We start from the raw sequence: 22,788 nt of genomic DNA on the forward strand, positions 1-22,788 counted from the left end.
TATTCCTTCTTCGATACCTACCTGAGCTACCTATTCCGTTCCCTGCTCTTATTCCCTTCCGTAATCTGTCTAATGAGATTACCCCAGGCAAAGGGGCTCAGCAACGGGTTGGCCATCCGCTGGTTCACTGCTCTGTTGGTCAGGCCGATGTGGTTCTGCGTGGCGCTGAAACTTTGGATCTCCTCGGCGCTGCGGGGCGTAACTGCAGCCAAAGCCGCAAGCGACTCGGGTGAAAGGTTCTTTTTCGCTACGACAATGTCGTCATCGGCGATTTCGAGCGACATAAACGCCATATTGAATTCGTCGATACTAGCCCATGGATATGGAGTCACCATGGGCAACTCCTTAATCTCGGCCGTCATATTCACCATTGCCGTGTATTTATCTCCGGGCACCTTGGGGATGATAACACGTTCGGAAAGGTAGCCCACTGAAGTGAATAGGATGGTATCGCCCTCATGCGCCACAAATGAAAAATAGCCCTGGTGGTTAGCGTTAACCGTATAGTTTTGATAGGATAGGTTAATAACCGACACGTAGGGCACAACAATATTCGTATCGGCATTGTGGATAACCCCGCTGAACTGCACCAGCTTCTTCTGCTGGGCAAACGACACCCACACTGTACTCAGGGTAAACAAAACAACCAGTATATTGCGGATTATTCCCATAACTACGCCACAAAGCTACGTATTCGTAAGCTCGCGCTCCGTTAAATAATGTTAAATCCCCAAAAAGGCTAACCGCCCATCCGAGGGATAGGCATCGTGGCGTTCGGATCGTCCATGTCGGTAATGTTGATGGCTTCCACAGCGGTAACCTCCGGAACAGCCTTCTTGATAGCCTGTTCCAAGCCCGCCTTGAATGTCATGATGCTCATAGCACATGAAGCACAGGATCCCAGGAGCTTTAGTTTCACCACATTCTGTTCCGTGATCTCATCGATGCTCACATTGCCCCCATCCGTTTCGAGATACGGCCGGAGGGAATCCAAAGCCTGTTCTACTCTTTCCCGTATTTCCATAACCTCTGTGATTATTACAAGGTTGTAAAGATACGGATATTTTCCCAATAATGTATATCGGATCCATCTGTTAAACTCTGTTAAACTGTTTGGCAGTACACTGGTTTCACCTTATTTTGGCCTAAAAATTTAATTGACAGGTGTTTTAAATTCACGTATCTTTGCAGGATGTTTATAAACAGGCGAATAACGGTATGGATTGCCGTGGGGTTTTTGGTGATAACGGCAGCGGGGTGTAAGAGTAAATTCGAGAAACTACGTGCTAGCAACAACATCGCCCAGAAATACCAAGAGGCGCTGAAATATTACCATAATAAAAAATACAGTAAAGCACTTATTCTTTTCGACGACTTAGCACAAAAGTACCGCGGCCAAGCCGAAGCGGAGGATTTGTATTATTACGCCGCGTATACGAATTATTACCTGCGCGATTATACGTCAGCACGTTTCCATTTCAAGCAATTCACAGATACATATCCAAATAGCGCCCGTGCCGAGGAATGCCGTTATATGGGGGCTTACTGTTATTACTTGGAATCGCCTAAGGTCGGGCTCGACCAGGAGTACACCTATCGGGCCATTGAAGCCCTCCAGCTGTTTATCAACCTCTACCCGGATGGCGAACGGGCACAGGAAGCCGCCGGCCTCATTGATGACTTACGCGACAAACTGGAAACCAAGGCTTTCAATAATGCAAAGCTTTACCTCGATATGGGCCTGCAAGACGACTACCGCGCAGCAGTGATTGCCTTCGATAATGTCCTGATCGAGTTTCCGGACACCAAATATGCTGAAGAGATGGAGTTTCTTAGCATCAAAGCCCAATATCTGTACGCTGGGCAGAGCCACCCCTCGCGGCAGGAAGAACGTTACGGAAAAGCACTGGATCTATACGCCAACTTCGTTGCAGACTATCCGGACAGCAGGTTCCGCAAAGAAGCCGACCAACTCAAAGAAGACGCTGAAAAAGGAGTGGCACAGGCCCAGAAATATACTGCGCAGATTGCCGCAGCAATAGCCGCTCCGGAAGAACAAGCAGCGGCCGAATCCACTACGAACTGAATGAATTAATTTCAAAAGATATGAGCACTCAAATTAGTACCCCCATCCCAAACACAACAGTAACTCGTGACCTGAGGGAACTCGACAAAAAGACAGACAACATCTACGAGTCTATCGTCATCATCGGCAAACGCGCCAACCAGATCGCTGTCGATGTGAAGGAAGAACTGAACGGTAAGCTGGCCGAGTTCGCAACAACCAACGACAATTTGGAAGAGGTGTTTGAAAACAGGGAACAAATCGAGATTTCCAAACACTACGAACGCATGCCCAAGCCAACCTTGGTTGCTATCGATGAGTTCCTGAACGATAAGATATACTTCAGAAACCCCGCGAACGAAGACGAGAACGAGTAAGCTGTGGCTATCCGGGGAAAGCAAGTCCTGCTTGGTGTATGCGGTAGTATCGCCGCATACAAATCTGCCCACCTGACGCGCCTATTGGTCAAAGCAGGAGCCGAAGTACAGGTGGTGATGACCCCCGATGCGACAAATTTTATCGCGCCACTCACGTTGGCTACCCTTTCTGGCAAGCCGGTCTTGGTCGATTATTTCGACCCGGCCTCCGGGGAATGGAATAACCATGTCCATCTCGCTTTGGCTGCAGACGCGGTAGTGGTGGCGCCAGCAAGCGCCAATACCCTCGCCAAGTTTGCCCAGGGCCTATGCGACAACTTGCTTTGCGCTATATATCTGTCGGCCAAATCACCCGTTTTCGTTGCCCCTGCGATGGACCTTGATATGTGGCAGCATGGCGCCACCCAGGCCAATATGGCCCGTCTCAAGTCTTTCGGCAACCATATCATCCCTCCGAATGACGGCCCCCTGGCCAGTGGATTGTCCGGAACCGGGCGCCTTGCTGAGCCCGAGCAGATCGTCGGTGCCCTAGTGGTACATTTCTCCGATCCAAAGCCCCTGGCTGGCAAGAGAGCGCTGGTCACCGCTGGGCCGACCCACGAAGCGATCGACCCGGTGCGGTACATCAGCAATCACTCAAGTGGCAAAATGGGTTATGCCATCGCCACTGAGCTGGCTTCGTTGGGTGCCGATGTCGTCCTGGTGAGTGGGCCCACCAATTTGCCGGTACCTGACGGTACAAAAATAGTTCCTGTTACCACCGCTGCCGAAATGCTCAATGCGTGTTTGACTGAATTCGACAAGGCAGACATCACCGTAATGAGTGCGGCCGTCGCTGATTTCACGTCCAAATCCGTAGCTGACCGGAAAATCAAAAAAGGTAACGAGGAGCATCAATTTGCCATCGAGCTGGTAAAAACCACCGATATATTAGCCGTATTGGGGGAACGGAAGAGCAAACGACAGATACTCATAGGCTTTGCATTGGAAACGGACGACGGTCTCGCCAGTGCTAAAGAAAAACTCCGTCGGAAGAATCTCGATTTCATCGTGTTAAACTCCATGCAGGACGAAGGCGCAGGTTTCGCCGGCGACAGCAACAAAATCACCATTATCGACCGGAATCATGTTGCCGAGGAGTTCGACCTGAAACCTAAGTCTGAGGTAGCTGCCGACATCTGTACACGTATCATTTCACTGATTAGTCGCTAAACCGACTCGACTCCCGAACATCCAACCGTACTGGGAGCATAATAGTCTCATAATCGTCCGGCTCCTTCCCTCCAAGTAAGCGAACAAGCATTTCCGCAGCTTTACTGCCGATTTCGAAAGCAGGTTGGTAAACCGTGGAAAGCGGCGGTGTGAGCATATCCGCAAACTCCGTATTGCTGAAACCAATAAGGGCAATGTCCGCCGGGATCTGGAGGCCCAATTCATGAATAGCGCTAAGGCTTAAGGTAGATAACTGGTCTGTAGTGGTAAACAGGGCCTCTGGCTTATCGTGAAAACTGAAAAGGGCCTTAATGTTTTCGTTTACACTCTTTTTCAACATCTCCCGATCCGACGGAGTACATATCCGTACATATTCTTCCCGAACGCCTATACCGTTAGCCACCAGTGCATCGCGGTAACCGCTGCCCCGTTGGTCTGCGAAATAAACACCCGGGCCGATGTTGAGCATGGCTATACGGCGAAAGCCACTATCAATTAGGTGTTGGGTAGCCAGAAATGCACCGTCGCGGTTGTCTATACCCACCTGGAAAATATCGGGCCGGTCATTGATTCGATCGAAAAGTACCACGGGCATCCCGCCAGCCAATTCGTCGATATGTCCCATATCCACCGTCTCCGCAGAAGGCGAAATCAAGATGCCATCCACGCCACGGGCCTCAAGCTGTTTAAGGCAGGCCCGCTCTTGGAGCAACGACTCCTTACTCTGCATAATAATGATATCGTATCCCGCGGCTGTACAGATACCATCTATGCCGTCAAGCATCCGTGATACGAAACTGTTGTCAATAGAACAAACAACTACACCGATGGAGCCGCTCTTGCCATCCTTGAGGCTTTGGGCCATCCGGTTTGGTAAATAGTGGTTCGCCCGCGCGAAATCGGCTACGCGCTTTTTAGTGGCGTCGCTGATTTCATAGCTGTCGCGCAATGCCTTGGATACCGTAGATACGGAGAGGCCCAACGCCTTGGCAATATCACGTAATGTTATATTGGGCATAATACAACTAATAAACCCAAAGATAAGTATTCCTTATATAATAGTACCATAAGCCGAAAACGTTATCTTTGCTGAGGTCAAGCATCTGGGTTATGAACAAATATTTGCGCCGGGGAATCATTAGTACCATCGTGGGTTTGGGATTGTGTATGCTGGGTCTGTACCTTATGGCCGATGATCTTTCCTTCTACAAGTGGATATTGGTAATAGGTGTGATTTTTTTCGGGTTTGGTTTTTTGACCATGCTTTACAGCCTCATCCGGAAAATTGAACGCCGCAGCCTACTGGATGAGCGCAAAAAACACCCGAAGGATAGCGATGAATAAACAAAAACAGAATCCATTCCTCTGCGCATTCCAAGGAATTTCCGCCGCTTACCGTAGCGAACGGAATTTACGGATCCACACAGCTGTTGCGCTGGCCGCTGTTACACTGGGTTTTGGGTTAGACCTTGCTGGTTGGGAATGGTGCTGGATAATGTTATGTATCGCGCTGGTTGTAGTGGTCGAGCTGATTAATACAGCGATAGAGACTGGGATAGACCTCGTGTCGCCCAACGAACACCCGCTAGCGAAAAAAGCAAAAGATGTTGCCGCCGGTGCCGTATTGGTCGCTGTGCTATTCGCAGTGATTGTCGGCGGAATTATTTTCTTCCCGAGACTTTGGATTTTACTTGTCAGATAGGATGTTGCATAAAACCCGTGGTATAGTATTGAAGTCTACCAACTATTCCGAAAGTAGTGTGGTGGTCCAGGTATTTACCGAGAAGTTCGGCCTACAATCCTATATGGTCAACGGAGCACGAAAACCAAAAGCCAAAATAGGCACCACGCTACTACAGCCTTTGCACCTACTCGAGATGGTGGTATATCACCGTGTGAACGCATCGCTGCAACGGATTTTGGAGGCACGACAGAAACCTGTTTTTCAAAGTATACCCTATGATATCTCCAAAAGTGCTGTGGCACTTTTCCTGAACGAGGTACTGTATAAGTGCCTCCGGCAGCAATCGGCAGACGAGCCCCTATTCGATTTCATATTCAACGCAGTATCATGGTTGGACAGCACGGCTAAGATGTCGCCCAACTTCCACCTCCTTTTCCTGCTCAAACTATCGCGTTACTTAGGGTTCCGCCCGGCTCTGCCCAAACCAGGCCAAACATATTTCGATCTGAAAGATGGCATTTTCTGCAGCCACCTGCCTGGACACCCGTTAGTCTTAAGCCAGCCTTACACCTCGCAGTTTGCAGATTTATTGGCCGTTTCGTTTGACCGACTCGATACACTACAGCTCCCTGTAGAGAACCGCCGTTTTCTGCTTGGCAATATCCTGGAGTTTTATCAGTTCCATGTGGACAACATGGGGGAAATTAAATCACACGAGGTATTGGAGGCCGTTCTCGGTTAAACTACGTTCAAACAAAAAGCCGTATCGTTTGTTTCAATACTGCATAATTTTTAACTGTCAATCGACTTACTAATGTGGCAAGAACAAAACAACAAACTCTATCGCTCATTTACATTTCGTGATTTTTCGGAAGCTTTCGCTTTTATGGTACAGGTAGCATTACTTGCCGAAAAGCAAAACCACCATCCCACATGGACCAATACATGGAATAAAGTGGAAATATGGTTATTTACACACGATGCTGGTGACATCGTAACCGATAAGGACCGGAATTTAGCGACGGCCATCGATAATTTGAGGTAATGCAAGGAGGAACTAACCCCATACAACGCTTTAATCAGGTTCTGCTCTTTATCGTCCTCTTTTTTGGTATCCTTTACTTCGCAAAACCTTTTCTTATCCCATTAGCTATCGGAGCTATGCTGGCTATGTTGCTGGTTCCACTATGCCATCGGCTTGAGCAATGGCGCGTTCCCCGGCCATTAGCAGCGGTATGTTGTGCACTTTTCGCCTTGGTGATACTTTTGGGCATCGGCTACCTATTGATTAACCAAATCGCCGTACTGGGCAAAGATATGCCTTTGATCGGGAGGAAGCTGAACGATACCCTAAATTCGGCACATGACTTCATATCCGAGCATTTCCAATTGCCCATAGACACCCAAAAAGCGTATCTGCAAAACCAGATCGACGGTATCTCAAATCTTGCGGGTAAGTTTGTTGGGGATATTTTCCGTTCCATTTTATCTTTTCTGGTCCGCCTGCTAATCATAACGGCCTATACCATTCTGCTGCTTATTTATCGCCGTCGGTTCAAAAGCTTTATATTGGCCCTCGTAGTACATTATGGCGGCCGGACAAACCTGGCTGAAGCCCGCGATGTCGTTGATAAAACAACCAATGTAGCCAGCTCCTATTTAGCTGGTGTATGCATTGTCGCCTCCATCTTTTCGATTGTCAATACCATCGGCCTAACCATCATCGGTATTGAAAACGCTCTTTTTTTCGGAGTGATGGTAGCCGTCATCAATATCATCCCCTACATCGGCTCTGTGGCCGGCAGTGCAATCGTAGTACTCTATACGTTGATTACACACGACTCCTTGGTTACCCCTGCGATCGTCGCCATATTTTTCATCGTGCTGCAGCAGATAGACAGTTACGTCATCACACCCAAAATAACGGGAAGCAAAATACAGTTGAATGCGCTGTTTACCATTATGGCTCTATTGCTTGGCAGTTTGGTTTGGGGCGTTGCCGGGATGATTCTGTTCGTACCGTTTCTGGGGGCAGCAAAAGTAGTGTTTGACCATGTCGAATCGTTGAAGCCCTATGGTAATCTGATAGGCAACCGGGAAACACCGACAAAAAAAAGCCGCCCCACTTGAAGCGGGACGGCAAAATACAATAAATATAGTGATAGGTAACCCTTAGATTACCTTAACATTTACCGCATTTAGTCCTTTTCTACCTTGTTCAACTTCATAAGAGACGTTGTCGTTCTCACGAATTTTGTCGATAAGGCCAGACGAATGAACGAAGATGTCGCTCTCACCTGAGTTAGGAACGATAAAACCAAAACCCTTGGTTTCATTGAAGAATTTTACTACTCCTTCTGCCATTGTATTGAAAAATTAAAAAATATTAAAAATCAAAGGTATACATATTTATTTGTAAATAAACCAAAAATATTACCTTTTGATAACCCTTCTTTGTTTCGTCCATTTGTAAATGGATTTTTTTCATTACTTTAGCACATAACCCATTTTTCATTGTTATCAGAAAAAGATAGTATACTCATTGCTTTCCTCGTACGACAATAAAACACTAACTAAACGATATGGATTATCAAATTGCATCGCTGAAAAAACTGGCTGAGAAAAACAGTGGGGTAACCAAGCTCCCTTTTTCCATCCGAATCTTACTCGAAAACGTGCTACGGAACCACGATAACTTCGCGGTTACCGACGAGCATTTGGATACCCTTATGAATTGGGATCCCTCAGGCACAGATAAAGAGGTGCCATTTAAACCTGCCCGTGTACTGATGCAGGATTTCACAGGAGTTCCAGCCATTGTGGATATCGCCTCCATACGGGCAGAGGTGATTCGGAAAGGTGGCGACGGAAGCAAAATAAATCCGGCCATTCCGGTCGATTTAGTCATTGACCACTCCGTCCAAGTAGACTTTTTCGGCACAAACTATTCCTACCAAAGTAATGTGGCACTTGAATATGAACGCAACGCTGAGCGTTACGAATTGTTGAAATGGGGACAACAGGCCCTAGACAACTTCACTGTGGTGCCACCGGGGATGGGTATCTGCCATCAGGTCAATCTCGAGTACCTCGCCAAGGGGGTCACCATCCGCGATGGGTGGGCTTTCCCCGACACCCTGGTAGGAACAGACTCACACACGCCCATGGTCAACGGCATCGGTGTAATAGCTTGGGGCGTAGGTGGCATCGAAGCCGAGGCTGCCATGCTAGGCCAGCCCATCTATTTCACTTGTCCGCAGGTAGTGGGGCTTAAATTAACCGGAAAAATACCTCCGGGCTGTACCGCCACCGATATGGTGCTCACCATTACCAAGTTGCTCCGAGATTACGGTGTGGTAGGAAAGTTCGTTGAGGTTTTCGGGGAAGCACTGGACCACCTCAGTGTAACCGACCGCGCGACGATTTCAAACATGTCGCCCGAATTCGGCTGTACAGTCACTTACTTCCCGATAGACAACCAGACATTGGAATACATGAGGCGTACTAATCGGTCAGAAGAACAGATCGACTTAGTGGAAAATTACTGCAAGGAAAACCTGCTATGGCGTACGGGCAACGAGGAAATACAATATTCCCACGTACTCGAACTCGATTTAAACACACTTGAGCCGACCGTTTCGGGTCCAAAACGGCCACAGGATAAGATTTTAGTAAAAAATCTGAATACCCAATTCTCACATTTGCTGGAACTGGAATACCAACGTAATTACTTGCCCGTAGGTGCCAGACAGGAGCAGGCATGGTTATCTGAAGGTGGGTCGGGCAGTGCCTTCACCTATGAAAATAGGGAAAAACCCAAAGAAATCGAGGTGGAACCCGATAAGCTAAGGTCTGTCCGGATAAAAATAAAAAACAAAGAATACGTACTTAGTGACGGCAGCATCGTCATCGCTGCCATAACAAGCTGTACCAACACTTCCAATCCGGCCGTGATGGTGGGTGCAGGCTTGGTTGCCCGGAAAGCCGTAGCACGTGGCCTCCGCACCAAAACATGGGTGAAAACCAGTTTGGCTCCCGGGTCGAAGGTGGTAACGGAATACCTCCAGCGCGCAAATCTTCTGGAAGACCTGGAAGCACTGCGGTTCCACACCGTAGGTTACGGCTGTACATCGTGCATTGGCAACAGTGGCCCGTTGCCGCCGCATATCGCTGAGGCGGTAGACAAAGGTGACCTCGTCGTTGCATCCGTGTTATCGGGAAACCGGAATTTCGAAGCCCGTGTTCATCCCCAAGTAAAGATGAACTTCCTCATGTCGCCCATGCTGGTCGTCGCTTATGCGCTCGTTGGCAGGGTTGATATCGATCTGATCAATGACCCATTGGATTACGACCCCAATGGCAACCCGGTTTACCTTCGTGACATTTGGCCTACACAGCAGGAGATTGTGGATACGATAAACAGTTGCATGCGCGTAGAAGACTTTAAAGCCGTTTACGATGTCATCTTCGATGGCGGCGATGACTGGAAACAGCTTGTTGCGCCAGTGGGCAAAGACTTTATTTGGAAAGATGAATCTACCTATATACAGGAGGTACCTTTCTTCAAGAATATCAGCGATGAACCGCAACCGACGCAAGACATCATAAATGGCCGGGTATTGTTAGCATTGGGCGATTCTGTTACAACGGATCATATATCGCCCGCTGGCTCCTTCAGGCCCGACTCCGCAGCAGGCCAATACCTCGTTTCCAAAGGTGTTGATCCTAAAGATTTCAACTCTTACGGTTCGCGACGCGGCAATCATGAGGTGATGATGAGGGGTACCTTTGCGAATGTTCGGATACGGAATAAAATCACGACCAAAGAAGGCGGTTATACCACATATTTCCCTACGGGTGAAACATTATCCGTATACGATGCAGCTATGAAATACATCGAATCGGGAACACCATTGGTCGTGTTAGCTGGAAAAGAATACGGCAGCGGATCATCTAGAGACTGGGCTGCCAAAGGTGCTAACCTGCTTGGTGTAAAGGCTGTCATTGCTGAGAGTTTCGAACGTATCCACCGGAGCAATTTAGTAGGAATGGGAGTATTACCGCTGGAATACCCGGTAGGAGAAAACGCCGAATCGCTAGGCCTTGATGGCACAGAAACCTATTCCATTACCGGGGTTTCTACAGATTTGAAGCCACACAAAATAATGGAAGTGACCGCCACGAAAAACAACGGTGAAGTAGTCACTTTCCAAGCCCATGCGCGCTTCGATTCAGCTATCGAAGTGGAATACTATCGCCACGGCGGGATACTGCAATACGTGCTCCGTGGGTTTCTAAAATAACAGGCCGACTCAATGGTAGAATGCATTCCATCCCTGTGCGGTGATGGGATGCACTTTGCCCGATTTGGAAATCAGTTCGCTGCCCGAAGCCTGGTCGGTAATATGGCCAATGATACTTATATCAGGTTGGCCTGATATTTTGTCGTAATCCTCCTGCCGAACGGTAAAGAGCAGTTCGTAGTCCTCACCGCCATTCAATGCACATACGGTAGGGTCTAATGAAAATTCGCGTGCAGTATCATACGTCATCGGATCAATCGGTATCTTTTCTTCATACAGCCGGCACCCCTTGGCCGATGCACGGCAGATGTGGAGAATTTCGGAGGCCAGCCCATCAGACACATCAATCATTGCCGTAGGCTTAACTTTTAAGGAAGCTAGCAATTCGACGATGTCTTTACGGGCTTCGGGTTTGAGTTGACGCTCCACGATATAATCCTTTCCTTCCAGATCGGGCTGGATAGCCGGATTCTCTAAGAAAATCCGTTTCTCCCGTTCCAACAGCTGCAATCCTACATAGGCCCCGCCCAAATCGCCGGACACACAAATCAAATCGCCATCCTGCGCACCATCGCGGTAAACAATATCTTCTGCTTTGGCGTGGCCTATACTGGTAACGCTGATAACCAGTCCTTGGGCCGATGCCGAGGTATCGCCACCAACCAAATCTACCTGATAGTTTTTACATGCCAACAATGCACCAGCATAAATTTCCTCAACGGCTTCCAACGGAAATTTACTGGAAAGGCCTATGGAAAAGGTAATCTGGGAAGCACACCCATTCATTGCATAGATATCGCTTAGGTTCACCTGCACGGCCTTATATCCCAAATGCTTAAGTGGCACATAGCGCAAATCAAAATGTATACCTTCCAACAGCAGGTCGGTAGATACCAAGGTCCTGGCGCCGGAAAAATCCATGACCGCCGCATCGTCGCCGATACCTTTCGTAGTCGTTTTCCCAACCAGTTCAATAGCATCGGTAAGATGCGCTATCAATCCAAACTCCCCTAATTGGTCGATACTGGTGTGTTCTTTATTATCAAACATCTTAGAGCCCAAATTTTGCAGAGATTTCCAACATCCGTTCTATAGGTTTCCTCGCTCGGGAGATTACATCCTCGGATAGTGTGATTTCCGGCAGTTCAAACTTCATGCAGTTGTATAATTTTTCCAATGTATTGAGCTTCATGTATGGACAGTCATTACAAGCACAGGCGTTATTCGGAGGTGCCGGTATAAATAGCTTGTTTGGGCTGGCCTTCTGCATCTGATGGATGATGCCGCTCTCTGTAGCAACAATAAAAACGTCAGCTTGTTGCTCTTTGGTATATTTCAGCAGGCCCGAAGTGGATCCGATATAATCTGCCGCATCCAAAATATGTTCCTCACACTCAGGGTGTGCTATAAATTTAGCTTCCGGATAATCCGATCGCAGCTGGTCGATGCGCTCCTGTGAGAATATTTCATGAACCATACATGCACCATTCCAAAGTACCAAGTCACGGCCCGTTTTCTTCCGCACATAATCACCTAGATTTCTATCAGGCCCAAATATTATCTTCTGGTCGAGCGGCAAACTATCAACAATCTGGACGGCGTTGCTAGAGGTACATACGATATCGGTGAGTGCTTTCAGCTCTGCCGTGCAGTTTACATACGTAATCGCTATGTGGTCCGGGTATTGCTCTTTGAACTTGGCAAACAAATGAGGCGGACAGCTATCAGACAACGAACAACCGGCCTTTAGGTCGGGTAGAAGTACTTTCTTCTCCGGCGACAAAATTTTAGCCGTCTCCGCCATGAAATGCACACCGGCAAAGACGATTACGTCAGCTTCAGTCTTGGCAGCCTGCTGCGACAGACCCAAGCTATCACCGATATAATCAGCTATATCCTGTATTTCAGGCTCCTGGTAATAATGGGCGAGAAGAATAGCGTTCTTCTCCTTCTTAAGCCGGGTGATCTCTTCCACCAAATCCAATGAAGGATCGATAGGTTCATCTATATACCCCTTGTAGTCTAGTTCAGTTAGATATCCGTTCATGATAATACAAAGGTAGGTAAACAAATCGATTTGATTTTTGATTTCCAACACCCTCAATAAGTAATAAGAGATTTATATAAAAGATTTATTATTGTTTGTTAGTATGTTAGTTTTGTGAAGAAGAAGCCTACTTTTTATTTTGATTTTATAATATTCATTATTTTTTAACATATTACTAACATTAAATAAAGGTGTTTTCATTGGTTACCAGTGCTTTTCATTTTAGGTGGAATTTGTAACTCACATGATTTTGTATAGTATTTATTCGATAGGATTTGTTAATATTGTATGGTATTTCTAGGTATTTCTAATGAAGGGTTGTGCATAAAAAATGAGAATTTGGCAATTCATGAATTTATCATTTTTATTCAACCACTATTCGACAGGTTATTCACAGTATCACACGTAAAACCAAACAGTCAGTTTTAACCGTTTTGTTAATTTATGCAGCAGGTAGATTTTTTAGTTATCGGATCGGGGATAGCTGGGTTGAGTTTTGCCCTGAAGGCCGCTTCACACGGCAAGGTGATGATCATTACCAAGTCGAATGAGGACGAATCCAATACGAAATATGCACAGGGCGGGGTAGCTGTGGTTGTGAATAAGTCTGACTCGTTTGAGAAGCATATAACTGATACTCTGATAGCTGGTGATGGATTGTGCGACAAAAAGGTTGTGGAAAACGTTGTTAGGGAAGGACCGGACCGGATACAGGAGATTATCAACTATGGTACCCATTTCGATAAGCGAACAGATGGGGTATATGACTTGGCGCGAGAAGGGGGGCATTCCGAACACCGGGTTTTACATTACAAAGATATTACCGGGTTTGAGATAGAGCGGGTTTTGCTAAAGCGTGTCCATGAAAATCCGAATATAGAATTGCTTACCCACTATTTTGCGGTGGATTTGATTACCCAGCATCATTTGGGAGTGTTTGTTGATCGAAACACGCCGGATATTACGTGCTATGGAGTTTATGCACTGAATACGGTGAACCATAACATAGAACGTATTTTAAGTAAAGTGACGGTTATGGCGTCTGGTGGGGCTGGACACGTTTATGCCACTACTACGAATCCGGTAATAGCTACAGGCGATGGTATTGCGATGGTATATAGGGCCAAAGGAAAAGTTCGTAACATGGAGTTTATGCAGTTCCATCCTACGGCACTCTATAATCCGGGTGAATATCCGGCTTTTCTGATTTCTGAGGCGGTGAGGGGCTTCGGAGGTATTCTCCGTAGGAAGAATGGCGAAGCGTTTATGGAGGAATACGACGAACGGGCGGGACTTGCACCCAGGGATATCGTAGCGCGGGCGATTGATACGGAAATGAAAAAGTCAGGGGACGAATTCGTTATGCTGGATATCACCCATCGGAAGAAAGCTGAAATATTGGCCCATTTCCCGAATATTTACGCTAAGTGTTTGTCAATAGGTATTGATTTGGCTCGAGATTACGTGCCGGTTACGCCGGCCGCGCACTACCTGTGCGGTGGTATTTTGGTAGACGAGCACGGCCGATCCTCTATTCGAAATCTTTACGCTTGTGGAGAATGCGCATCAACAGGTCTTCACGGTGCTAATAGACTGGCGTCCAATTCATTGTTGGAGGCTACCGTGTTTGCTCACCGGATTTATGCGGATGCGGTATCCGTCGTGAGGAGCAATGTGGTGCCCACGTCAATGCCTGATTGGGACGAATCCAATACAGCGTTATCTAATGAGGATATACTGGTGACGCATAATTTAAGGGAAACTCAGAAAGTGATGAGCGACTATGTCGGTATAGTCCGATCGGATTTCCGGCTGGAAAGGGCGATGCGACGTTTGGGTCTTTTATACGATGAAACGGAGAGCTTCTATAAAAATACCCGGTTATCGGTTAAACTGTGTGAACTCAGGAATGTAATCCAAGTGGCGTATCTGGTGATAAAGTCGGCCATGAGCCGGAAAGAGAGCCGAGGACTGCATTATACTACAGATTATCCAGACCGTGCTAACGAGTTGGTAGATACCGTTTTTTAACAGTTATTTTCATATGTCATTGATCCTTCCAGTAAAAGGAGTTTGTCCCGAGATTCAACAGGATTGTTTCATTGCTGAAAATGCAACGATAGTGGGAGATGTGCGGTTGGGGAAGCATTGCTCAGTTTGGTTCAATGCAGTTATACGGGGAGACGTAAATAGCATTCGCATAGGAACTTATACCAATATCCAGGACGGTGCTGTTATACATTGTACTTACCTAACAGCGCCGACCATAATAGGTAGTTTCGTAAATATTGGGCACAACGCGTTGGTACATGGTTGCGAATTGAAAGATAGGGTATTGGTGGGTATGGGCGCTATTGTGATGGATCATGCCGTTGTAGAAGATTACGTAATCATTGCCGCAGGTGCCGTGGTCCTTGAAAAGACAGTATGTGAGAGCGGCTATTTATATGCCGGCGTCCCCGCAAGGAAAATAAAGCCGCTTACAGCCGAGCAACGGAAGATGTTGGATGAATTACCTGATAGATATGTGATGTATGCTAGCTGGTTTTCGTAACATCTATTCGGGTATAGTGATGGTCTCTTCCTGCTCCCAATTGGCACGGATGATGAATGTTTTGCCAAAATACCATACCCGTTCCGGTTGTCGTTTTTCATATACATCCCCAGTGTCCCATTTACCATTTCTATTATCGTCGTAGACTACCCTGATTGTATACTTCCCACCTGGGAACTGGCTGAACGGAATGTCGGTCGAAGAAGTTATGGGGATACTTTGGTAAATAAAATCTTTTTTCTCGTCGATTAATTGGACCAGGTATTGTTGAGTTGAATCAGGAACGTTGATTTTAAGGAGGATATCTCCGAAATTTTCGGTTTCATCCATTGTAAAGTTTTTGCTAAATGATTTGTTTTTATCGGAAAAGAAGCCGTTGAATGCGCCTTCTTCTATGGTTAGCTGGTAGTCGCGCTTTGGTCGCCAGTTATAACGGAGAATATAACGCCGTTGGTTGCTCGTATCTTTGGCTAGCTGGAAGTTGGTGACGGGAACAGAATCGACCAGCAGGACAATTTTGCTCCGGTCTATAGATTGGACCGGTGAACCAGATGTTAGCTCGATATGTTGAATACGGTTGACTTTATTTCTGGATAGGTTGTCGGTAATGACGAAGTCGCGGTCATACTTGTCGTTGCGTCCCCGGCGCATCAAAAAGGTATCCAGGACCACACCGTTGTCACTGATAGTCACTTTCAACGAATCGAAGGTCAGGTCGTTGACCCACATCGTAGCGGAATCTCGGTTGGGTGTATATTCTACTTGCTTGTCAGTATCAAGTTGAGGTGGATGAATGACTGTGAGAGAGGCATTCTCTAGGGGTTTGTTAAAAACAAAAGTTATTTTACCGTTCGGTTCTATTTTACGGTCTAGTAGCCGGAAATCCTTTGGTATCCCTTTTGAAATCTCCAGTAGTATCCCTGCTGTGTCTTTACTGAGTGTGATCGAATCATCTAGGAAACCGATGAGTTCCGTTGGCGCGTTGTATATGCGGTCGTTGTTTTCTTCTCTCAGCGCATATATACGGTAAACATCTTCACGGAGATTCTGAAGCCTGAAGTTGCCAGCTGTGTCTGTAAGCGTAAATATGTTCGCTTTCCGCTTGCCAAAGATAGAATCTTGCCTGCTGGGAATCAGCATGACGGTGATTTCTTTTTCGGCTTCTTTTGTAAGTGCATTAATAACTTTCCCCGAAACTGACAGGGAGTCGATAATATCGCCAGTGGAAAACACGTAGCTATAATTCAATAGTGGATTTCCTTCATTGAAGTCACCGATGGCTTTGCCGAAGTTAATTGTGTAAGTTGTATTTTCTTCGAGGGAGTCGGGGAGGGTAATCTCGATATTTTTCCGCCGGACCCGTGGATTGATAGGTTGGTCGAGGTCGGGAGATACGCTGATTTCCTTGAACGGGTTTGAGAGTTTGATGAACTCATCGAATTCAATCACAATTTTTTCTGCGTCGAAATTCCGGGTAAGGTTCGGTGGTGTCTCTTCCAATACGGTCGGCGGAATAGAGTCTTTGGGACCGCCTTTGGGTTGTTGGATGCTTGCGCATTGCCAAGTTAGTAAAAACAGGGCACTAAAAAACATTAAAATGAGCCATTTTGAATTTGAGGCTAATTTGAGGCGATTTAAGCGGCTTTTTATTTTTAACGTGTCTTGCATCGGAAAAATTGAGAAAGTGCTCTGTGGCTGATTTAATGCACCCGGATAAAATGTTATTTAAACAGCTGAAAATCAATAAATTAATTCAAATGTACCATTAAAACTGAAATATCCGAAGGTGAAACGCCGGAAATCCGGGAAGCTTGACCTAAAGTCCGAGGTTTTACGCGGATGAGCTTTTCGCGGGCCTCCTTAGACAACGAGACAAGCGTGTTGTAGTCGAAGTCCGGATTTATTTCCTGGTTTTCCATCCGTTTCATTTTCTCGATGATCTCCATTTCCTTATCAAAATAGCTCTCGTATTTGACTTGTATTTCCGCCTGTTCTATGATTTCATCAGTTAGGTTTGCCGTGAGTCCAACAAGTTCCGAATCGGCCCGACTGAGGTGGCTCATGTGGACATGCGGACGGGTAAGGATATTAAACAACCGTGTTTTTTGAGTTATGGGGCTTGACCCGAGTTCGTCCAGTATCGGATTCATTTTATCGGCACTTACAGAATGCTTACGAAGGTAATCAACCAACTGTGTTGCTGCAGCTACCTTGCTTTTTACTTTTTCCAGTCGGTCATCGCCAACCAGTCCAAGCTTATGGGCTAAGGGTGTAAGCCGCACGTCAGCATTATCTTGGCGGAGCAGCAAGCGGTGTTCGGCTCTTGACGTAAACATGCGGTAAGGTTCTTCAGTGCCTTTGGTAACAAGGTCGTCAATAAGAACGCCAATATACGATTCCGATCGCTTTAAGATAAGCTCATGGCCGTCGTTTATCCGTTGGTGAGCATTTATGCCTGCGACCAGTCCCTGGCTTGCGGCTTCCTCGTATCCAGTGGTGCCGTTTATTTGTCCAGCGAAAAACAGGTGTTTTACCAAATGGGTTTCCAGGGTAAGGTCCAGCTGTAAAGGCGGGAAATAATCGTATTCGATAGCGTAGCCCGGGCGGTACATTTTGGCTTTCTCAAACCCCGGAATGAGTTGGAGCGCTTGTTGCTGGACGTCTTCGGGAAGCGATGTCGAAAAGCCATTGACATATATTTCAACGGTTCTCCAGCCTTCCGGCTCAACAAATATCTGATGGCGGTCGCGTTCGGAAAAGCGATTGATTTTATCTTCTATAGAAGGGCAATACCGTGGACCGAGCCCTTGGATACGTCCGGAGAACATTGGTGATTTATCAAAGCCCTCTTTCAGTTTTTCGTGTACTTGTTGATTGGTATAGGTAATCCAGCAACAACGCTGCTCGATTGGCAGGCTTACCTCTGTAAATGAAAAACTGCCGCGTTTTTCGTCGCCCCATTGTTCCTCCATGACGGAGTAGTTAAGACTTCTTCCGTCTACTCGGGGCGGTGTACCCGTTTTCATCCGGCCCGATTCGAAGCCGAGGCTTACCAACTGTTCGGTCAGACCAGTTGCCGCTTTCTCCCCTGTCCTTCCCCCACCGAATCGTTTTTCACCGACATGGATGATGCCGTTTAAGAACGTGCCGTTGGTGAGGATTACCGCATCGGCCGAGATACTGATTCCTAAAGAAGTGACGACTCCGCAGGCTCTGCCGTTGGTTACTTGAATAGCTTTTACGGTATCTTGCCAGATGTCGATATTGGGCAATGCTTCCAGTTGCAGGCGCCATTCTTCGGCAAACCGCATCCGGTCGTTTTGCGTGCGGGGGCTCCACATAGCGGGTCCCTTCGACTGGTTAAGCATCCGGAACTGGATGGTGGTTTTATCGGCAATGATACCCGAATAGCCGCCCATGGCATCGATTTCACGGACAATCTGGCCTTTGGCTACGCCGCCCATGGCCGGATTACAGCTCATCTGGCCAATGGTAGCCATGTTCATGGTAATCAGAATGACGGAAGAGCCCATGTTGGCCGCAGCCGCGGCTGCTTCGCAACCCGCATGCCCCCCTCCTACTACGATAATATTGTATTTATTGAACATTTTCTTTGTTTTGTTCCACGTGGAACGTTTCGAAAAAATGATGTTCCACGTGGAACATGCTATACATACTCGCTTAATTCCAGCCAGCGCTCCGTTTTCTCGTCCAGCTGTTGAGTTAACTCGGTGATTGCTGCAGCAATATCAGCAATGGACTGGTAGTCTGTTTCTTTATTAAGAAGAGCTGTTTTTTCTTTGATTTGCTGTTCAATGGCTGGGATTTCGTCGTCGAGTGATTCATATTCCCTTTGTTCATTGAACGTCAATTTTGTTTTGGCTGGGTTTATCTGTTTTTCCGGTTCTTTTGTCCGGATAGACTTCGGGGCCACCTGTTCCCGTTCCCTTTGCTCCTCTTTAAATGCAGCATAGTTCCCATTATATATCGTTACGTCCCCAGCTCCGTTAAAAATAAACAATTGATCGGTAAGCCGATCCAAAAGATAACGGTCATGCGACACCAGTAAAAGAATACCGGGATAGTTCGACAGGAAGTCTTCCAGCACATTCAGTGTGTCGATATCCAGGTCATTTGCCGGTTCGTCCAAAATGAGGATATTCGGATTTTGCATCAGCGCACGCATCAGTAGCAGCCGTTTCCGTTCCCCGCCACTGAGCTTACTCACTAACCCGAATTGTTTTTCGGGAGGAAAAAGAAATAACGTCAGTAGCTGGGTTGCGGTCAATGTATCCCCGTTGGCCATGGTGATGTATTCCGCCACGTTTTTCACAACATCGATTACCCTATCCCCGGCATGGACCGATAGGCCGGTTTGACGGTAGTATCCGAAAACGACGGTGTCGCCTACGGATACCGTTCCGGTATCGGGTGTGACAGTCCCGGTAACCAAATCAAGGAAGGTACTCTTCCCGGTGCCATTGCGGCCAGCTAAGCCGATTCGGTCGCCCTTTTTGAATGTGTAGGAAAAAGAGTGGATAATGGGGTTACCATTATATGATTTAGCGACCCTGTCCAACTCTACGATCTTGCCGCCGAGCCGATTTATTTTTACGCTGAGCTGTACAGAACCTTGTACACCTGACTCCTGGGTTTTATCTTTCAGATCGTGGAAAGCATCGATACGGGCTTTCGATTTCGTGCCGCGCGCCTGCGGTTGCCGCCGCATCCACTCCAACTCACGCCGAAGCAGGTTTCGGTTCCGTACCAAAGCCGTTTCTTCAGTAGCCATACGCTCTGCCCGTTTTTCCAGGAAGTAGCTGTAATTCCCCGCATACCGCCGGAGTACTCCCCCATCCAGTTCACATATCGACGTGCATATATTGTCGAGGAAATAGCGGTCGTGGGTAACCAGCAAGACTGTTTTCTGCCCGGAGACCAGCCATTTTTCGAGCCATTCGATTGTTTCGATATCAAGGTGGTTTGTCGGCTCGTCAAGGATATAGACGTCGGGCTCGTCGATGATCAGCTTGGCTAAAGCCAGCCGCTTCCGCTGACCACCGGAAAGTGTATTGATTTGTTGGGAGAGATCGGTCAACTGAAAGCGAGAAAGAATACCTTTTATCGTATGTTCGTATTCCCATGCATCCGCCGCAGTGAGCTGGTCACTCAGTGCGGCCAACTCGCCGGCGTCAGCATTCGGATTTGACACGAGTTCGTCATACCTCCGGATAAGCTGTTGCCGTTGGTGGTCTGCACTATATACGAAGTCGGAGATGGTCGTAAGTGTTCCAAAACCGGGATCCTGGGGAAGAAAACCCAAACGAATCCCTTTTTCGCGGACCACCAGCCCTTCAGACGGATCTATTGTGGCCGAAAGGATGCCGAGCAACGTGGATTTTCCCGTGCCGTTTGAGCCGACAAGTGCCGTTCGGTCACCCCGCTGCAGGGCGAAATGGAGCCCCTTGAAAAGCCACTTATCGTGGTAAGAATGACCAAGCTGCTCTGTTGATAAAATGCTCATTTATGTTGTTATTCTTCGTCCAATATATCGTGGACCCCTCGCCCGATTTAGTATCGTTATAATCCGATACCTACCGGACCAACCTCGTTACCAGCATAATTTGGAATGCTTATAAAGCGCTAATAACCAAACAGTTGTGTTTAAACTTTGAACCAATTGCCATTTTGAACCGCATACGGATCGCAATTATCACGGCAACCCCGCCCTGCGGCTTGCTAAACAATAGACTGTCTCCAAACAGCACCGTGGTGCCCGGCTGCTTCTGCCTGACAAACAAGCAGACTAATCTAGTGGCTCCGAATACGATAGCTGTTTTTAGCATTGCTATAAATCCGGTGCAAAAATACGGAAATATATTTGGTTATAACAGGTGCTTCCCGCGGATATGCTGTGGCCCATAACCGATGAGTTTTGCCTCAGAACAGCTATGCTTTGTCTCAGAACAGCTGAGTTTTGCCTCAGAACAGCTGAGTTTTTGTAAAAATAGCTTAAAAATGCCGTTTGTGAGCCCCTATGGCACTTTTTGTTTTTACCGAAAGGTGTAAAATTTGGCCATTAAGAAATAGGGTGGTATCTGGTAAATTGGCCAGATTATCCACCTCTATATTGTCTATGAATAGTAAGAAAGGCAGCTTTGCATCTCGGATTGACTAGGCCCGGCACGTTGGCGACCCTAACTCTCGCCATGACCGAGCCCGGTGCAAGATAAATTAAAGTTTGGGGTGCGCATCGACCGATTCATGCTTGTCTGTTCTTGCACGATGTTAAGAAGACGAGGTCCGGCAAAAGCATTTACCTGGGTTATCTCGGAGGTTAATTCAACCGATATGGGGCAATCAGGTTGAATTTGGGTATATCCACTTCGAAAATAGTGCCATCAAGCTCCCTTAACATGAGGTAAGTACCACCCATCGTACCCATATCACTCTTCAGGTTGCAGCCCGATACGTATTCGTGCCTTTCCCCGGGCTCAATGACTGGTTGCAGACCCACTACCCCTTCGCCTTCCACCTCACGGTGGGTTCCATTGGAATCGAAAATGTACCAATGGCGGCGCAGGAGCTGTACACTGTAATCACTCAAATTTTCAATAGTAATCCTATACGCAAACATGAAATGTTCGTTTTCGGGGTTGGAATACTGTGGCTGGTACACCGTTTCAACCGAAACCTTTACGCCGTCAGTGATTTGTGTGGCCATGCGTTCAGCATAATTTCTGCCAAATTAATAAATGTGTTTGAATAAACGAAAACCAGCGCCATATTATCGCCGCCGGCACGGATTATTCTCCGCCTTTTTATTACGTTTGTACATGCTTTACGGAACGCTGTACCTTATTCCGGTACCTTTGGCAGACGATGCGGCCATGGCCTCGTTTACACCTTATCTTAGTGAAACGGTCAACGCAATTGACGAATATATTGTGGAAAATGAAAAAACGGCCCGCAGGTTCCTGAAACAAGCAGGGTTACGTACCCCGCAAGACAGACTGGTGTTGCATAACTACGGGAAACATGCCCGGGATAAGGCCGAGTTGGCTGGTTTTTTCACGGGTTTGCTCTCGGGCAAAGATGTGGGATTGATGAGTGAGGCTGGCTGTCCGGGTGTGGCCGACCCCGGGGCTGATATCGTGGCGGAGGCCCACCGCAGGGGTGTCAGGGTAGTGCCGCTTGTGGGGCCAAGCTCGATTATACTTGCGCTGATGGCATCGGGATTCAATGGCCAGAGCTTTGCATTCCACGGGTACCTCCCGATTAACAAAAGTGACCGAAGCCGGAAAATAAGCTTGTTGGAACAAACGGCGTCGCGCGAAAAGCAAACACAGGTGTTCATCGAGACCCCGTTCCGCAACATGCAGCTTTTGGCCGAGTTGCTGCGCGTGTGCAAACCGCAGACACGCCTTTGCATCGCAAGTAACCTGACCGCTTCCGACGAGCAGGTCATAAGCCAGCCGATACATCAATGGCGGAAAGACAGTTACGATTTCCATAAAAAGCCAGCGATTTTCTTACTTTTTTAGTA

General features: G+C 47.3%; 22 protein-coding genes. 12 read left to right on the forward strand and 10 right to left on the reverse strand.

The window, feature by feature from the left end:
- Nucleotides 1-26 precede the first annotated feature (26 nt).
- Nucleotides 27-671 carry a hypothetical protein gene (locus NGM62_RS11570; protein ID WP_262248120.1) on the reverse strand — a complete coding sequence of 215 codons (645 nt, stop codon included), beginning with the start codon at nt 669-671 and terminating at the stop codon, nt 27-29.
- A 68-nt stretch (nt 672-739) separates the two neighbouring features.
- Nucleotides 740-1,024 carry a NifU family protein gene (locus tag NGM62_RS11575; RefSeq protein ID WP_262248122.1) on the reverse strand — a complete coding sequence of 95 codons (285 nt, stop codon included), beginning with the start codon at nt 1,022-1,024 and terminating at the stop codon, nt 740-742.
- 168 nt (nt 1,025-1,192) lie between these two features.
- Here NGM62_RS11575 and NGM62_RS11580 point away from each other — a divergent pair, with 168 nt between their 5' ends.
- The 3 genes from NGM62_RS11580 to coaBC are packed head-to-tail and all read left to right on the forward strand — an operon-like array spanning nt 1,193 to nt 3,654.
- On the forward strand, nt 1,193-2,086 hold the full coding sequence (locus tag NGM62_RS11580) for an outer membrane protein assembly factor BamD (RefSeq protein ID WP_262248124.1): 894 nt from the start codon (nt 1,193-1,195) through the stop codon (nt 2,084-2,086).
- Nucleotides 2,087-2,106: 20 nt separating this feature from the next.
- Nucleotides 2,107-2,442, forward strand: coding sequence for a DNA-directed RNA polymerase subunit omega (locus tag NGM62_RS11585; RefSeq protein ID WP_262248126.1), 336 nt, complete (start codon nt 2,107-2,109; stop codon nt 2,440-2,442).
- Between the two features lie 3 nt (nt 2,443-2,445).
- The gene (coaBC, locus tag NGM62_RS11590) at nt 2,446-3,654 is read left to right on the forward strand and encodes a bifunctional phosphopantothenoylcysteine decarboxylase/phosphopantothenate--cysteine ligase CoaBC (protein ID WP_262248127.1); all 1,209 of its coding nucleotides are present in this window, start codon (nt 2,446-2,448) and stop codon (nt 3,652-3,654) included.
- Here coaBC and NGM62_RS11595 read toward each other — a convergent pair.
- Entirely contained in the window at nt 3,644-4,672 is a 1,029-nt protein-coding gene (locus NGM62_RS11595; RefSeq protein WP_262248129.1) for a LacI family DNA-binding transcriptional regulator, read from the reverse strand. The two genes, coaBC and NGM62_RS11595, sit on opposite strands and share 11 nt — an antisense overlap.
- A gap of 92 nt (nt 4,673-4,764) precedes the next feature.
- Between NGM62_RS11595 and NGM62_RS11600 the strand changes: the two genes are divergently transcribed.
- The 5 genes from NGM62_RS11600 to NGM62_RS11620 all read left to right on the forward strand — a co-directional run bounded on the left by NGM62_RS11600 (nt 4,765) and on the right by NGM62_RS11620 (nt 7,468).
- Nucleotides 4,765-4,998 carry a signal peptidase gene (locus NGM62_RS11600; RefSeq protein ID WP_262248131.1) on the forward strand — a complete coding sequence of 78 codons (234 nt, stop codon included), beginning with the start codon at nt 4,765-4,767 and terminating at the stop codon, nt 4,996-4,998.
- Nucleotides 4,991-5,356: a diacylglycerol kinase family protein gene (locus NGM62_RS11605; RefSeq protein WP_262248133.1), complete on the forward strand. Its 366-nt coding sequence runs from the start codon at nt 4,991-4,993 to the stop codon at nt 5,354-5,356. Before NGM62_RS11600 ends, NGM62_RS11605 begins: the two co-directional genes overlap by 8 nt.
- 1 nt (nt 5,357) lies before the next feature.
- Nucleotides 5,358-6,080, forward strand: coding sequence for a DNA repair protein RecO (gene recO / locus NGM62_RS11610; protein WP_262248134.1), 723 nt, complete (start codon nt 5,358-5,360; stop codon nt 6,078-6,080).
- Nucleotides 6,081-6,152: 72 nt separating this feature from the next.
- A complete protein-coding gene (locus NGM62_RS11615; RefSeq protein ID WP_262248136.1) occupies nt 6,153-6,383 on the forward strand; it encodes a 4a-hydroxytetrahydrobiopterin dehydratase in 231 nt (76 codons plus the stop codon).
- Nucleotides 6,383-7,468: an AI-2E family transporter gene (locus NGM62_RS11620; RefSeq protein ID WP_262248138.1), complete on the forward strand. Its 1,086-nt coding sequence runs from the start codon at nt 6,383-6,385 to the stop codon at nt 7,466-7,468. The genes NGM62_RS11615 and NGM62_RS11620 overlap by 1 nt, the downstream gene beginning before the upstream one ends.
- 42 nt (nt 7,469-7,510) lie before the next feature.
- On the opposite strand, the gene NGM62_RS11625 is transcribed toward NGM62_RS11620, so the two are convergent.
- Nucleotides 7,511-7,702 carry a cold-shock protein gene (locus tag NGM62_RS11625; RefSeq protein WP_257658616.1) on the reverse strand — a complete coding sequence of 64 codons (192 nt, stop codon included), beginning with the start codon at nt 7,700-7,702 and terminating at the stop codon, nt 7,511-7,513.
- Between the two features lie 218 nt (nt 7,703-7,920).
- Between NGM62_RS11625 and acnA the strand changes: the two genes are divergently transcribed.
- Nucleotides 7,921-10,641, forward strand: a complete 2,721-nt coding sequence (acnA, locus tag NGM62_RS11630) for an aconitate hydratase AcnA (protein WP_262248140.1) — start codon at nt 7,921-7,923, stop codon at nt 10,639-10,641.
- Nucleotides 10,642-10,650: 9 nt separating this feature from the next.
- On the opposite strand, the gene thiL is transcribed toward acnA, so the two are convergent.
- On the reverse strand, nt 10,651-11,691 hold the full coding sequence (gene thiL / locus NGM62_RS11635; RefSeq protein ID WP_262248142.1) for a thiamine-phosphate kinase: 1,041 nt from the start codon (nt 11,689-11,691) through the stop codon (nt 10,651-10,653).
- A 1-nt stretch (nt 11,692) separates the two neighbouring features.
- The gene (nadA, locus tag NGM62_RS11640) at nt 11,693-12,688 is read right to left on the reverse strand and encodes a quinolinate synthase NadA (protein ID WP_262248144.1); all 996 of its coding nucleotides are present in this window, start codon (nt 12,686-12,688) and stop codon (nt 11,693-11,695) included.
- A 444-nt stretch (nt 12,689-13,132) separates the two neighbouring features.
- On the opposite strand from nadA, the gene nadB reads away from it, so the two are divergent.
- The gene (gene nadB, locus NGM62_RS11645; protein WP_262248146.1) at nt 13,133-14,719 is read left to right on the forward strand and encodes an L-aspartate oxidase; all 1,587 of its coding nucleotides are present in this window, start codon (nt 13,133-13,135) and stop codon (nt 14,717-14,719) included.
- A gap of 13 nt (nt 14,720-14,732) precedes the next feature.
- The gene (locus NGM62_RS11650) at nt 14,733-15,242 is read left to right on the forward strand and encodes a gamma carbonic anhydrase family protein (protein ID WP_262248147.1); all 510 of its coding nucleotides are present in this window, start codon (nt 14,733-14,735) and stop codon (nt 15,240-15,242) included.
- A 3-nt stretch (nt 15,243-15,245) separates the two neighbouring features.
- Here the strand turns inward: NGM62_RS11650 and NGM62_RS11655 are convergent, their stop codons facing one another.
- From NGM62_RS11655 to apaG, 4 genes are all read right to left on the reverse strand, one after another.
- A complete protein-coding gene (locus NGM62_RS11655) occupies nt 15,246-16,835 on the reverse strand; it encodes an Ig-like domain-containing protein (RefSeq protein WP_262248148.1) in 1,590 nt (529 codons plus the stop codon).
- A 155-nt stretch (nt 16,836-16,990) separates the two neighbouring features.
- A complete protein-coding gene (gene mnmG, locus NGM62_RS11660; protein ID WP_262248150.1) occupies nt 16,991-18,850 on the reverse strand; it encodes a tRNA uridine-5-carboxymethylaminomethyl(34) synthesis enzyme MnmG in 1,860 nt (619 codons plus the stop codon).
- 59 nt (nt 18,851-18,909) lie between these two features.
- A complete protein-coding gene (locus tag NGM62_RS11665; RefSeq protein ID WP_262248152.1) occupies nt 18,910-20,766 on the reverse strand; it encodes an ABC-F family ATP-binding cassette domain-containing protein in 1,857 nt (618 codons plus the stop codon).
- Nucleotides 20,767-21,579: 813 nt separating this feature from the next.
- The gene (apaG, locus tag NGM62_RS11670; RefSeq protein ID WP_262248153.1) at nt 21,580-21,966 is read right to left on the reverse strand and encodes a Co2+/Mg2+ efflux protein ApaG; all 387 of its coding nucleotides are present in this window, start codon (nt 21,964-21,966) and stop codon (nt 21,580-21,582) included.
- A gap of 112 nt (nt 21,967-22,078) precedes the next feature.
- On the opposite strand from apaG, the gene NGM62_RS11675 reads away from it, so the two are divergent.
- Entirely contained in the window at nt 22,079-22,786 is a 708-nt protein-coding gene (locus NGM62_RS11675) for an SAM-dependent methyltransferase (RefSeq protein WP_262248155.1), read from the forward strand.
- The last annotated feature ends 2 nt before the right edge of the window (nt 22,787-22,788 follow it).

Source organism: Parapedobacter soli, from assembly GCF_025460835.1.
In the GTDB taxonomy this organism is placed as follows: domain Bacteria; phylum Bacteroidota; class Bacteroidia; order Sphingobacteriales; family Sphingobacteriaceae; genus Parapedobacter; species Parapedobacter soli.

Coding starts and splice junctions, on each gene's coding strand:
- acnA (WP_262248140.1), top strand. CDS start 7,921: ATGGATTATCAAATTGCATCGCTGAAAAAACTGGCTGAGAAAAACAGT.
- NGM62_RS11570 (WP_262248120.1), bottom strand. CDS start 671: ATGGGAATAATCCGCAATATACTGGTTGTTTTGTTTACCCTGAGTACA.
- NGM62_RS11675 (WP_262248155.1), top strand. CDS start 22,079: ATGCTTTACGGAACGCTGTACCTTATTCCGGTACCTTTGGCAGACGAT.
- NGM62_RS11650 (WP_262248147.1), top strand. CDS start 14,733: ATGTCATTGATCCTTCCAGTAAAAGGAGTTTGTCCCGAGATTCAACAG.
- nadB (WP_262248146.1), top strand. CDS start 13,133: ATGCAGCAGGTAGATTTTTTAGTTATCGGATCGGGGATAGCTGGGTTG.
- NGM62_RS11585 (WP_262248126.1), top strand. CDS start 2,107: ATGAGCACTCAAATTAGTACCCCCATCCCAAACACAACAGTAACTCGT.
- NGM62_RS11665 (WP_262248152.1), bottom strand. CDS start 20,766: ATGAGCATTTTATCAACAGAGCAGCTTGGTCATTCTTACCACGATAAG.
- NGM62_RS11595 (WP_262248129.1), bottom strand. CDS start 4,672: ATGCCCAATATAACATTACGTGATATTGCCAAGGCGTTGGGCCTCTCC.
- recO (WP_262248134.1), top strand. CDS start 5,358: ATGTTGCATAAAACCCGTGGTATAGTATTGAAGTCTACCAACTATTCC.
- apaG (WP_262248153.1), bottom strand. CDS start 21,966: ATGGCCACACAAATCACTGACGGCGTAAAGGTTTCGGTTGAAACGGTG.
- NGM62_RS11615 (WP_262248136.1), top strand. CDS start 6,153: ATGTGGCAAGAACAAAACAACAAACTCTATCGCTCATTTACATTTCGT.
- NGM62_RS11580 (WP_262248124.1), top strand. CDS start 1,193: ATGTTTATAAACAGGCGAATAACGGTATGGATTGCCGTGGGGTTTTTG.
- NGM62_RS11620 (WP_262248138.1), top strand. CDS start 6,383: ATGCAAGGAGGAACTAACCCCATACAACGCTTTAATCAGGTTCTGCTC.
- mnmG (WP_262248150.1), bottom strand. CDS start 18,850: ATGTTCAATAAATACAATATTATCGTAGTAGGAGGGGGGCATGCGGGT.
- NGM62_RS11575 (WP_262248122.1), bottom strand. CDS start 1,024: ATGGAAATACGGGAAAGAGTAGAACAGGCTTTGGATTCCCTCCGGCCG.
- nadA (WP_262248144.1), bottom strand. CDS start 12,688: ATGAACGGATATCTAACTGAACTAGACTACAAGGGGTATATAGATGAA.
- NGM62_RS11605 (WP_262248133.1), top strand. CDS start 4,991: ATGAATAAACAAAAACAGAATCCATTCCTCTGCGCATTCCAAGGAATT.
- thiL (WP_262248142.1), bottom strand. CDS start 11,691: ATGTTTGATAATAAAGAACACACCAGTATCGACCAATTAGGGGAGTTT.
- NGM62_RS11600 (WP_262248131.1), top strand. CDS start 4,765: ATGAACAAATATTTGCGCCGGGGAATCATTAGTACCATCGTGGGTTTG.
- NGM62_RS11655 (WP_262248148.1), bottom strand. CDS start 16,835: ATGTTTTTTAGTGCCCTGTTTTTACTAACTTGGCAATGCGCAAGCATC.
- NGM62_RS11625 (WP_257658616.1), bottom strand. CDS start 7,702: ATGGCAGAAGGAGTAGTAAAATTCTTCAATGAAACCAAGGGTTTTGGT.